Source organism: Pseudomonas sp. FW300-N2A2, from assembly GCF_017351735.1.
GTDB classification, from domain to species: Bacteria; Pseudomonadota; Gammaproteobacteria; order Pseudomonadales; family Pseudomonadaceae; genus Aquipseudomonas; species Aquipseudomonas migulae.
In genome coordinates, this window is record NZ_JACNDU010000014.1 from 20,230 (window position 1) to 32,527 (window position 12,298).

The 12,298-nt window shown below is 60.4% G+C and carries 10 protein-coding genes; 8 read left to right on the top strand and 2 right to left on the bottom strand.

Annotated features, from left to right (window positions below; genetic code table 11):
- The first annotated feature begins 43 nt into the window (after window positions 1-43).
- Window positions 44-2,686, top strand: coding sequence for a bifunctional lysylphosphatidylglycerol flippase/synthetase MprF (mprF, locus tag J4E42_RS17900; protein WP_207285790.1), 2,643 nt, complete (start codon window positions 44-46; stop codon window positions 2,684-2,686).
- Entirely contained in the window at window positions 2,686-3,981 is a 1,296-nt protein-coding gene (locus J4E42_RS17905; protein WP_008030041.1) for a virulence factor family protein, read from the top strand. Before mprF ends, J4E42_RS17905 begins: the two co-directional genes overlap by 1 nt.
- A gap of 469 nt (window positions 3,982-4,450) precedes the next feature.
- Here the strand turns inward: J4E42_RS17905 and J4E42_RS17910 are convergent, their stop codons facing one another.
- Complete coding sequence (locus J4E42_RS17910; protein WP_008039275.1) at window positions 4,451-4,741, bottom strand: hypothetical protein; 291 nt, start codon at window positions 4,739-4,741, stop codon at window positions 4,451-4,453.
- Window positions 4,742-5,167: 426 nt separating this feature from the next.
- Here J4E42_RS17910 and J4E42_RS17915 point away from each other — a divergent pair, with 426 nt between their 5' ends.
- Window positions 5,168-5,476 (top strand): DUF3077 domain-containing protein, encoded by a 309-nt coding sequence (locus tag J4E42_RS17915; RefSeq protein WP_008039277.1) that lies wholly within the window; start codon window positions 5,168-5,170, stop codon window positions 5,474-5,476.
- 236 nt (window positions 5,477-5,712) lie between these two features.
- Here J4E42_RS17915 and J4E42_RS17920 read toward each other — a convergent pair whose 3' ends face one another.
- Window positions 5,713-7,614, bottom strand: coding sequence for a potassium transporter Kup (locus J4E42_RS17920; protein WP_008030040.1), 1,902 nt, complete (start codon window positions 7,612-7,614; stop codon window positions 5,713-5,715).
- 287 nt (window positions 7,615-7,901) lie between these two features.
- Here J4E42_RS17920 and rimO point away from each other — a divergent pair, with 287 nt between their 5' ends.
- The 5 genes from rimO to J4E42_RS17945 all read left to right on the top strand — a co-directional run bounded on the left by rimO (window position 7,902) and on the right by J4E42_RS17945 (window position 12,251).
- A complete protein-coding gene (gene rimO, locus J4E42_RS17925) occupies window positions 7,902-9,239 on the top strand; it encodes a 30S ribosomal protein S12 methylthiotransferase RimO (protein ID WP_207285791.1) in 1,338 nt (445 codons plus the stop codon).
- A gap of 113 nt (window positions 9,240-9,352) precedes the next feature.
- Window positions 9,353-9,826, top strand: a complete 474-nt coding sequence (locus J4E42_RS17930; RefSeq protein WP_008030037.1) for a GNAT family N-acetyltransferase — start codon at window positions 9,353-9,355, stop codon at window positions 9,824-9,826.
- 188 nt (window positions 9,827-10,014) lie between these two features.
- A complete protein-coding gene (locus J4E42_RS17935) occupies window positions 10,015-10,725 on the top strand; it encodes an rRNA pseudouridine synthase (RefSeq protein ID WP_192228521.1) in 711 nt (236 codons plus the stop codon).
- A 75-nt stretch (window positions 10,726-10,800) separates the two neighbouring features.
- Window positions 10,801-11,271: a DUF1456 family protein gene (locus J4E42_RS17940; RefSeq protein ID WP_008030033.1), complete on the top strand. Its 471-nt coding sequence runs from the start codon at window positions 10,801-10,803 to the stop codon at window positions 11,269-11,271.
- Between the two features lie 209 nt (window positions 11,272-11,480).
- Entirely contained in the window at window positions 11,481-12,251 is a 771-nt protein-coding gene (locus tag J4E42_RS17945) for an SDR family oxidoreductase (RefSeq protein WP_008039280.1), read from the top strand.
- The last annotated feature ends 47 nt before the right edge of the window (window positions 12,252-12,298 follow it).

Sequence of the window (12,298 nt, forward strand, 5' to 3'; positions counted from 1 at the left end):
CTGGATACCCCCATCCTGTCGCGCACAATCCAAGAGGTGATTGATGCGCGCCAACTCGTCTGATTCACAAGACACCGTCACAGCGACACAACCGATCAAGGCCGAGCGTCTGCGCTTGCTTGATCTGGTCAGCAAGTACCGTCAGCCCATTGGCCTGGCGGTCACCCTGCTGTTGTTCGCTATCGCGCTGATTGCCTGTCGCCACCTGCTGAGCGAACTCGATCTTTACGCTCTGCACGACTCCATTCTCGACGTACCGAAACCGGCACTGCTCGGCGCATTGGCCGCAACGGTGGTCGGCTTCATCATCTTGCTTGGCTACGAATGGTCGGCCAGCCGCTATGCCGGCGTGACCCTGGCGCCGCGGCTTCTTGCCCTGGGCGGGTTCACGGCATTTGCCATCGGTAATGCCATTGGCCTGTCGATGCTCTCGGGAGGCTCGGTTCGCTACCGTTTATATGCGCGTCATGGCCTGGGGGCTTCCGATGTCGCGCACATGACGCTGTTCGCCAGCCTCTCGCTCGGCTGCGCCCTGCCCCCGCTGGCCGCCCTCGCCACACTCAGCAACCTGCCTGCCGCCTCTGCCGCCCTGGGCCTCTCCCAGATGCTGCTGGGTGCGATTGCCGCCGCTGTATTGCTGCTGTTTACCGTATTGGCCGTCGGCATCTATCGCCGGCGCCTGCCAGAGCAGCCTTATGCAGACAACCTGTTGGTCAAGGTCGGCCGTCGCACCTTGCGCCTTCCTGGCCGTCGCCTGACGTTCCTGCAACTGGTCATTACCGCCCTCGACGTAGCCGCCGCCGCAACCGTGCTGTATCTGTTGCTGCCGGAAGCACCGCCCTTCGGCGCATTCCTGCTGGTGTACTTGCTGGCGTTGGCCGCAGGTGTGCTCAGCCATGTTCCCGGTGGCGTCGGCGTATTCGAGGCCATTCTGCTGGCCGCCTTCGCCGACAAACTTGGCGCCGCACCGCTGGCCGCCGCGTTGCTGCTCTATCGCCTGATCTACGTGGTGCTGCCGCTGCTCGTCGCGTGCTTGCTGCTGTTGGTCAATGAAGGCCAGCGTTTGTTTCAAACGCGTCAATCCTTGCGTGCAGCCTCCGGCTTGGCCGCGCCGATTCTGGCGGTGCTGGTGTTTCTGTCCGGCGTGGTGCTGCTGTTCTCCGGCGTGACCCCGGAAATCGATACGCGCCTGGAACACATTGGTTTCCTGATCCCCCATCGACTGGTCGACGCTTCGCACTTCGGCGCCAGCCTCGTCGGCGTACTTTGCCTGCTGCTGGCCCAAGGCCTGCGTCGACGCCTGTCGGCCGCCTGGATGCTGACCACCATTCTGTTGCTGGTCGGCGCCGTGCTCTCGCTGCTCAAGGGTTTCGACTGGGAAGAAGCCTGCCTGATGACCCTGACCGCGAGCCTGCTGGGGGTTTTCCGGCGCTCGTTCTATCGCCCGAGCCGCCTGACCGAACTGCCGTTTTCGCCGCTGTATCTGGTGTCGAGCCTTTGTGTACTCGGTGCGTCAATCTGGCTGCTGCTGTTCGCTTATCAGGACGTTCCCTACAGCCATCAACTCTGGTGGCAGTTCACCCTCGACGCCGACGCCCCGCGTGGCTTGCGCTCGCTGCTCGGCGCCGCCGTGCTGCTGGTGGTGGTGTCCCTGACCTGGCTGCTGCGCACCGCACGCCCGGTGATTCACCTGCCCACGCCGGACGAACTGGAACGCGCGGTAAAAATCCTGATGGCTTCCGCCCAACCGGACGGTGGCCTCGCCCTGACCGGTGACAAGGCGCTGCTGTTCCACCCTAACGACGAAGCGTTCCTGATGTACGCCCGCCGTGGACGCAGCCTGGTGGCCTTGTATGACCCGATCGGCCCGACCCAGCAACGGGCGGAAATGATCTGGCAGTTCCGCGACCTCTGTGACATCCACCACGCCCGCCCCGTGTTCTATCAAGTACGCGCCGAGAACCTGCCGTACTACATGGACATCGGCCTGACTGCGATCAAGCTCGGCGAAGAAGCCCGGGTCGATCTGCAGCGCTTTGATCTCGAAGCCAAGGGCAAAGAGATGAAAGACCTGCGCTACACCTGGAACCGTGGCACCCGTGATGGCCTGTCGCTGGAGATCCATGAGCCAGGGCATGCGCCGATGGATGAGCTCAAGGTGATTTCCGATGCCTGGTTGACCGGCAAGAACGTGCGCGAGAAAGGCTTCTCCCTCGGTCGTTTCGGTGATGACTACCTCAAGCATTTCCGCATCGCTGTCATCCGTTTCGAAGGGCGCCCGGTGGCGTTCGCCAATTTGCTCGAGACTTTCGGCCATGACCTGGCCAGCCTCGACCTGATGCGCGCACACCCGGATGCCCCCAAACTGACCATGGAATTCATGATGGTCGGCCTGATTCAACATTATAAAAATCATGGATACGCGCGTTTCAGCCTGGGCATGGTGCCGCTGTCGGGGTTGCAACCCCGTCGTGGCGCACCACTGACCCAGCGTCTGGGCTCGATGGTTTTCCGCCGTGGTGAGCAGCTGTACAACTTCCAAGGCTTGCGCCGCTTCAAAGACAAGTTCCAGCCTGACTGGGAACCCCGTTATATGGCTGTGCCCGCCGGACTCGATCCGCTGGTTGCCCTGGCCGACACTGCTGCCCTGATTGCGGGCGGCTTGACTGGATTGGTGAAACGCTGATGATTCAACGCTCCTTGCGGTACGTACTGGGCACACTGGTAGTGCTGGCCCTGATTCTCGGTGGCGGTTACTGGTACCTCAAACGCCCGGCACCAGAACCGACGCTCGAACGGCTGACACCGGCCGACGGCGCCGCGATGACCCGCGTCATCCCCGGTAACACGCCGCGCGCCCAGGTGCTGGTGGCGGTCAATGACGACCAGAAGCTCAGCGACAAACAATTGATGACCCTGAGCCGCAGCGGCTCGGCGCAGATCGTTCAGGTGATCCTGCCCAAGGACTGCCTGTTGCAAAGCCGCGCCCTGCAATCCGGCCTGAGAGAACTCAAAGGCCCGGCGACGCTGGTCAGCGGCATCGGCCCTGGCGCCGTACTGGCATGGCGCTGGTTGTCCGAGCAGAAGGACGACAAGTCCCAGGCCGTGTCGGTGGACCTGGCCCTGGAAAAACCCGGCTGCACCCACCTGCTGCCGAAAAGCGCCGCTCACGGTCACTGGCTGGTGGCGTGGAACGACAACCCGGACGACACCAGCGCCGGCTTCGTGCGCGACCAACCCAACGCCGAAACCAGCATCAGCGACTACGACATCAACCTGCCGCAAGTGCTGAACAACGAACTGCGCAAGCTCCTCGTCGGTGGCGACAAAGCCGCTGGCGGCCTGCAAATCCCAGTGGTTGAAGTCCCGGCCGGCCAGGCCAAGGACACCGTCACCCTGTTCCTCTCCGGTGACGGCGGCTGGCGCGACCTCGACCGCGACGTAGCGGGCGAAATGGCCAAGATCGGCTACCCGGTCGTCGGCATCGACACCCTGCGCTACTACTGGCAGCACAAGAGCCCGGAGCAAAGCGCCCTGGACCTCGCCGAACTGATGCAACACTACCGGCAGAAATGGGGCACCAAGCGCTTCATCCTGACGGGCTACTCGTTCGGCGCCGACGTCCTGCCGGCAATCTACAACCGCCTGGAAGCCTCGGAACAGCAACGCGTCGACGCAATCATCCTGCTGGCCTTCGCCCGCACCGGCAGCTTCGAAATCGAAGTCGAAGGCTGGCTCGGCAACGCCGGCAAAGAAGCCGCCACCGGCCCGGAAATGGCCAAGCTGCCACCGGAGAAAGTGGTGTGCATCTTCGGTGAAGAAGAAATCGACGAAAGTGGCTGCACCGACAAAACCGCCGTAGGCGAAGCCATCAAACTGCCCGGCGGCCACCACTTCGACGAGAACTACCCGAAACTGGCCCAACGGTTGGTGGATGTGATCGAGAAGCGCCAGGCGAAGGAGACGGCGGCTCAGGAGTGACCTGAACCCGCCCACAAAAAAGCCCCCGCTGCCTTACGGTAGCGGGGGCTTTTTTATGGTTCTTCACGGATTACCGGGAAACACAGAACCTGTAGGAGCCAGCTTGCTGGCGATGGTCGTTAACGATTACGCGTACGGACTGGTTCACCGCGGTGCACTTGAGTCCATCGCCAGCAAGCCGGCTCCTACAATGGACCGTGTAAACGTTGAAAATGAATTGCTCTTCAAGTCAAAGAAAGTCCCCAAAAAAGGTTCGTACAGACATGAAGCACTAACGGCTAGAAGGATTTTATGGCGTGCAGGCTGGCCAGTTTGAACAATGCAAAATGTCTTGACTCTCCACGATGCTGAAAACCCAAGTGTCCACATTCCATAAAACGTGGACACTTGTCTCAATGAAAATATCGAGTCGTCAATATCAATCGATACTTGTCGGAAGCTTCTTAGAAACACGCCACCCCCTGTTGCTTCAGCCTTTCCTGGCGTGCCGTCCCCGCATATCGTCGTGGTCGATTGCGCTGGTCTCATCAAAGCCGGTCAGGCGTTCCAGAACAGCTACTTCAATCCGAAGGTCATCCAGCTCGTCGAGCATTTCTTGATACGCCTCAACGTTGATGATGACCGCTGCCGGTTGATTGTCTTTGAAAATAACCAGGCGCTCGATGGCTCGAGTGGAGATTTCAGTGAGCCTGGTACTGAAGTCCTTGACCATTGCGACCACTGATATTGCCTGTTCAGCACGTTCTAGTAACGCCATCATGTTTTTCCCCCGACACTCATTTAATTTTTTGCGCCCATGTCCTCGGCTCGTAGAATCACTTGCGGCGTTTAGTTTTTGTTTGTTTCAGACAGCGCGATATCGGATGACGCCCGCAGACCTTGTAGGCAAACTCCGAATCGTGTTTTTTGGGCACTTTGATACCTTGTTGCGCTTTTCTTTGACGGGATAGTCTCCGGACGTCGCTGACCATTCAGCGATCGGGCTTGGAAACCCGTCGAGCGTAGGCAACAACGTGCCCAACATGACCGCAGACATTTACGGCTGCAATTTTGTGTCATGGCGGTTGTGCGTGGGACGTCTTCGGACGTGCCGGTTTCCTAGGCTCCCGGTTTTCCAACCTGCGCACAGCTGCCACCCATTCGCTTGGAAACGAACGTGGCGGCTCCTCAGTTTAGGAGATACACCATGAGCAAAACAGATTCACCTGCCCCCTCAGAACTAAAAACCATCGGCCTCACCCCCGTCCTCTACTGCTCAAACCAACCCCTATTCCATGTCACGCGAGACGTTCCCCTCAGCGATGCGTTAGCCATGGCCTCCGATTTCCTGTACCTGGCCAAGGAGCTGACCAAAGATGCTGCCTACGCCCGCGACACCGACCGACACGCCTGGGCCGCGCATTATTTGACGGCGATGAGCAAGGCAGTGGTTGATGATGCAGTGAAGGTGCTGGAGCGGCCGGTTTGGACAAAGACCGAATCCAAAAAACAATGACCTGAGCGCAACTAAAAACGACGGGCCACACTCACAAAAAAGCCAGCAACACGGTCCCTGTAGGAGCAAGCTTGCTCGCGATAGCGATCTGTCAGGCAACATTAATGGTGCATGTTAGTCCGCCATCGCGAGCAGGCTCGCTCCCACAGGGGATCGTTGTCAGCCAACGTCAGGCGTCGGGCAATAAAAAGCCCCCGCTGCCTTCACGGCAACGGGGGCTTTTTGATGTCGCGGGATTACATCTCGACCTGCGTACCCAACTCAATCACCCGGTTCAGCGGCAGATTAAAGAACCGCAAATTGCCATTCGCATTCTTCAACATGAACGCAAACAACGCCTCGCGCCAGCGCGCCATTCCCTCAAGCTTCGAGGCGATGACCGTCTCGCGACTGAGGAAGTAGGTGGTGCGCATCGGGCTGAAGTCGAGGTCATCGAGATGGCACAGCTTCAGCGCTTGCGGCACGTCCGGCTCGTCGATAAAGCCAAAGTGCAGGATCACCCGGAAGAACCCTTCGCCGTGGGATTCCACCTCGAAGCGCCGCGTCGTCGGTACTCGCGGGATGTCTTCGTACACCACCGTCAGCAGCACCACTTGCTCGTGCAGCACCTGGTTATGCAACAAGTTGTGCAACAACGCGTGGGGTACGGCGTCTGGCCGCGCGGTGAGGAACACGGCGGTGCCCTGGACGCGATGCGGCGGTTGCACGGCGATACTGCTGATGAAAATCGGCAGCGGCAGCCCGCCTTCGTCCATGCGCTCCACCAACAGTTGTTTGCCGCGCTTCCAGGTCGTCATCAGCACGAACAGCGCAATACCGGCGATCACCGGGAAGGCCCCGCCCTGTACGATTTTCGGCACGTTGGCGGCGAAGTACACGCCATCGACCAGCAAAAATCCCAACAGGACCGGCACCGCAAGGACCGGTGGCCATTTCCATAGCAGCAGTATCACTGCCGACACCAGAATGCTGGTCATCAGCATGGTCCCGGTCACCGCAACGCCGTAAGCCGAGGCCAGGGCGCCGGAAGATTCGAAACCCAGCACCAGCAGCACCACGCCGACCATCAGCGCCCAGTTCACCGCACCGATGTAGATCTGGCCTTGCTCGGCGCTGGAGGTGTGCTGGATGTGCATGCGCGGAATGTAGCCGAGCTGGATCGCCTGGCGGGTCAGGGAGAACGCGCCGGAAATCACCGCTTGCGAAGCAATCACCGTGGCCAGGGTCGACAGGCCGACGAGGGGAATCAACGCCCAGCTTGGCGCCAACAGATAGAACGGGTTGCGCGCCGCTTCCGGGTCACCGAGCAGCAAGGCGCCCTGGCCGAAGTAGTTCAGCACCAGCGCCGGCAGCACGAGGATGAACCAGGCGCGGGCAATCGGCTTGCGTCCGAAGTGGCCCATGTCGGCGTACAGCGCTTCGGCACCGGTCAACGCCAGCACCACCGCGCCGAGGATCGCCACGCCCATGCCCGGGTGAACGATGAAGAAGCGCACACCCCAGACCGGGTTCATCGCTTGCAACACTTCCGGATGCTGCATGATGCCGTAGACGCCCAGCGCGCCCAGAACCAGGAACCAGGTGACCATGATCGGCCCGAACAGGATGCCGATTCGCGCGGTGCCGTGGCTCTGGATCAAAAACAGCGCCACCAGCACGATCAACGACAGCGGCACCACCCAATGGTCGATGCCTTCGAAGGCCAGCCCGAGACCTTCAATCGCCGAAAGCACGGAGATCGCCGGAGTGATCATGCTGTCGCCATAGAACAGCGCCGCGCCGATTAGCCCGCAGACCACCAGCAACGTGCGCAACTTCTTGTGCCCCGCCGCTGCCCGCCGCGCCAGCGCGGTCAACGCCATGATCCCGCCTTCGCCCTGGTTGTCGGCGCGCAGGACAAACATCATGTACTTGATCGAGACGACCCAGATCAGCGACCAGAAGATCAGCGCCAGGATGCCCAACACGCCGTCATGGTTGACCGGTACGCCGTAACCACCGGAAAACACTTCTTTGAGGGTATACAGCGGGCTCGTGCCGATATCGCCGTAAACCACCCCGACCGCCGCGACCAGCATACCGATCGGCTTCGCCGCCGAATGCTCGGCACCCGCCGCCTGACTACTTGCCTGACCCATCCAACACTCCTACTACCCAGACCGGACTTCTTGGAAGAAGCACTATGCTTTGTCACGCAGCATGCGCTGTTTTACATGACGTTACAGACGTTTTGTTGACTGTAAAAAATCGGTAACGCGTAACGGCGCGAAGCATAGCGCAGCACTCGTCGTATTTCCCTCCATAAAGCTGGTCAAGTGCGTCTCTCATCGCTAGAATTGCGCACTTTTTGATCAGAGGCGCAACAAGCGCCCGTCTGTCGCCTTGCCGTCTTCGGCTGGAGGCGTCACAAATACCGAGGTTAGACATGTCCACCACTCCTGCGCCGGCCAATCCAAAGGTTGGCTTCGTATCCCTGGGTTGCCCCAAAGCACTGGTCGACTCCGAGCGCATCCTTACCCAGCTGCGCATGGAAGGTTATGACGTTGTGTCCACTTATCAGGACGCCGATGTCGTGGTGGTCAACACCTGCGGTTTCATCGACTCGGCCAAGGCAGAATCTTTGGAAGTGATCGGCGAAGCCATCAAGGAAAACGGCAAGGTCATCGTGACCGGCTGCATGGGCGTCGAAGAAGGCAACATCCGCAACGTGCACCCGAGCGTGCTGGCCGTGACCGGTCCGCAGCAGTACGAGCAAGTGGTCAACGCCGTGCACAACGTCGTGCCGCCGCGTCAGGATCACAACCCGCTGATCGACCTGGTGCCGCCGCAAGGCATCAAGCTGACCCCGCGCCACTACGCGTACCTGAAGATTTCCGAAGGCTGCAACCACAGCTGCAGCTTCTGCATCATCCCGTCGATGCGCGGCAAGCTGGTCAGCCGTCCGGTCGGTGACGTGCTCGACGAGGCCCAGCGCCTGGTCAAGGCCGGCGTCAAAGAGCTGTTGGTGATCTCGCAAGACACCAGCGCCTACGGCGTCGATGTGAAGTACCGCACCGGTTTCTGGAACGGCGCGCCGGTGAAAACCCGCATGACCGAACTCTGCGAAGCCCTGAGCACCCTCGGCGTCTGGGTTCGCTTGCACTACGTTTACCCGTACCCGCACGTCGACGAGCTGATCCCGCTGATGGCCGCCGGCAAGATCCTGCCGTACCTGGACATCCCGTTCCAGCACGCCAGCCCGAAAGTCCTGAAATCGATGAAACGCCCGGCGTTCGAAGACAAGACCCTGGCGCGCATCAAGAACTGGCGCGAGATCTGCCCGGACCTGATCATCCGTTCGACCTTCATCGTCGGCTTCCCCGGCGAAACCGAAGAAGACTTCCAGTACCTGCTGAACTGGCTGACCGAAGCCCAGCTCGACCGCGTTGGCTGCTTCCAGTACTCGCCGGTTGAAGGCGCACCGGCCAACGACCTGGACCTGGAAATCGTCCCGGACGACGTCAAGCAAGACCGTTGGGACCGCTTCATGGCGCACCAGCAAGCCATCAGCTCGGCACGTCTGCAAATGCGCGTCGGCCGTGAAATCGAAGTGCTGGTCGATGAAGTCGACGAGCAAGGCGCGGTTGGCCGCTGCTTCTTCGACGCCCCGGAAATCGACGGTAACGTGTTCATCGACAACGGCAGCAACCTGAAACCGGGCGACAAAGTCTGGTGCAAGGTTACCGACGCCGACGAATACGACCTGTGGGCTGAACAGATCTAAACGCAAAAAATACGAAAAGCCCTGCTCTCTTGACGAGATGCGGGGCTTTTTTACGTCTATCGTTTTGTGGGAGAAAGGACTCGCGCCATCCACTGCAAAAGGGGCATTCGGCCATGCGCCAACATTCGGTCATCCACACGCCGAAACAGAGCGACTACCAGGAACTGACTCGGGTCTGGGAAGACTCGGTGCGCGCCACCCATGACTTTCTGCCCGACAGCTACATCGAACTGCTGAAGAATCTGGTGCTGACGCGCTACCTCGACGCGGTGATGCTGATCTGCACCAAAGACTCGCGCCAGCGCATCACCGGGTTCGCCGGCGTGGCAGCAGGCAAAGTCGAAATGCTCTTCATCGACCCGGCCCACCGTGGCCAGGGCCTGGGCAAGCAGTTGCTGCGTTATGCCATGGAACACCTGAACGCCGATGAGCTGGACGTCAATGAACAGAACCCGCAGGCGCTGGGGTTCTACTTCAAACAGGGCTTCGAGGTGATCGGCCGCACCGAGCATGACGGCATGGGGCAGCCTTATCCGCTGTTGCATATGCGGCTGCGCCAAACCCGGCAACAGTCGAGCAACGGCTGACCTGTGTAGGAGCCGGCTTGCCGGCGATGGACCCGAACGATAACGCGTCCTTTCTGGATAAACGCGGTGTTCCGACCTCCATCGCTGGCAAGCCAGCTCCTACAAATAGCTGTACGGCGTAAATGGAGCCGGGATTAACCGGCGCCCAGCAGGTACAATGCCCACCCCTTTTTTGTTACGGCCCTGTCATGACTGACCCGATACGTCTCTCCAAACGCCTCATCGAACTCGTCGGCTGTTCCCGTCGGGAGGCTGAGCTGTTCATCGAGGGCGGCTGGGTCACCGTGGACGGCGAAGTCATCGACGAGCCGCAGTTCAAGGTCGACACCCAGAAAGTCGAGCTCGACCCGCAGGCCCAGGCCACCGCACCAGAGCCGGTGACCATCCTGTTCAACGTGCCGGCAGGCATGGACGCGGATACGGCCATGGCCACCATCAGCGCCGAAACCCTGAGCGAAGAACATCGCTTCAGCAAACGTCCGCTCAAGGGCCATTTCCAGCGCCTGACCGCCAGCACCGACCTGCAGGCCAACGCCAGCGGTCTGCTGGTGTTCACCCAGGACTGGAAGATCCTGCGCAAACTCACCGCCGACTCCGCGAAAATCGAGCAAGAGTATGTGGTCGAGGTTGAAGGCGAGATGGTGGCTCACGGCCTCAACCGCCTGAACCATGGCCTCACCTACAAGGGCAAGGAACTGCCGCCGGTCAAGGCCAGCTGGCAGAACGAAAACCGCCTGCGTTTTGCGATGAAGAACCCACAACCGGGCGTGATTGCCCTGTTCTGCCAGGCCGTCGGCCTGAAGGTCGTCGCTATCCGCCGCATCCGCATCGGCGGCGTGTCCATCGGCAAAGTGCCGCTGGGCCAATGGCGCTACCTGTCCGGCAAAGAGAAGTTCTAAGACTTTTCACGCCGCCACACATTCTGGCGCCGCGGCTTATGCGGCGCCCACTGCCGACTATCAGGATTGCACACCATGATTCATAACGACGTACTGCGCAGCGTGCGCTACATGCTCGACATCAGCGACAAGAAAGTCATCGAGATCATCAAGCTCGGCGGCATGGACGTGTCCCTGGAAGCCCTGCTGACCTACCTCGACAAGAAAGAAGAGGACGAGGAAGGCTTCGTACGCTGCCCGGACGAAGTCATGGCGCATTTCCTCGACGGCCTGGTGATCTTCAAACGCGGCAAGGACGAAAGCCGTCCGCCGCAGCCAATCGAAGTGCCGGTGACCAACAACATCATCCTGAAAAAACTGCGCGTGGCCTTCGAGCTGAAAGAAGACGACATGCACGCGATCCTCAAGGCCGCCGAGTTCCCGGTGTCCAAGCCTGAGCTGAGCGCGCTGTTCCGCAAGTTCGGCCACACCAATTATCGCCCGTGCGGCGACCAGTTGCTGCGCAACTTCCTCAAGGGCCTGACCCTGCGCGTTCGCCCGCAGTAACCCCCACAGACCTTGGGCCACCACCGCCCCCTGTAGGAGCCAGCTTGCTGGCGATGGCGATTTTGAGGACGCCATCGCCGGCAAGCCGGCTCCTACAGGGGTGGCAGTAGCCGAAGGCTCTATAGACCTTCATTCCGCGCAAAAATAGTGGCTCCGCTTCCAGCGGCTGACGACTAGGGTGTATGCACCCTCAGCTCTCAGGATTCGCCATGCACCCGTACTTTTCCCTGCAAGGCCGCACCGCTCTGGTGACCGGCGGCACCCGTGGTATCGGCAAAATGATCGCCAAGGCCTATGTCGAGGCCGGCGCCACCGTGTACGTCTGCGCGCGCGATGCCGAAGCGTGTCAGCAAACGGCTGACGAGTTGAGCGCCTTCGGAACGTGCCACGCGGTGGCCGCCAACCTGGCCACTGAAGAAGGTGTGCTGCAACTGGTCACGGGGTTGGCCGAGCAGATCACCCATCTGGATATCCTGGTGAACAACGCTGGCACCACCTGGGGTGCGCCGCTGGAAAGCTATCCGGTCAAGGGCTGGGAAAAGGTCATGCAGCTCAACGTGACATCGGTGTTCAACTGCATCCAGCAGTTCTTGCCGCTGCTGCGCAAGGCCGGGTCAGAAGCCAATCCGGCGCGGATCATCAACATCGGCTCGGTGGCGGGGATTTCTTCCTTCGGCGAACAGGCTTATGCCTACGGGCCGAGCAAGGCTGCCCTGCATCAATTGTCGCGGATTCTGGCGCGGGAACTGGTGAGCCAGCACATCAACGTCAACGTGATCGCACCGGGGCGCTTTCCGAGCAAGATGACCCAGCACATCGGGAACGATGAGCAGGCGCTGGCGGAGGATACGGCGTTGATTCCGATGAAGCGCTGGGGCCGGGAGGAAGAGATGGCGGCGTTGGCGATCAGTCTGGCGAGTACGGCGGGGGCTTACATGACCGGGAATATCATTCCTCTAGATGGTGGGTTTAGCCTTTAAATTAGTGGTGCAGCTATCGCGAGCAGGCTCACTCCCACAAGGATTTT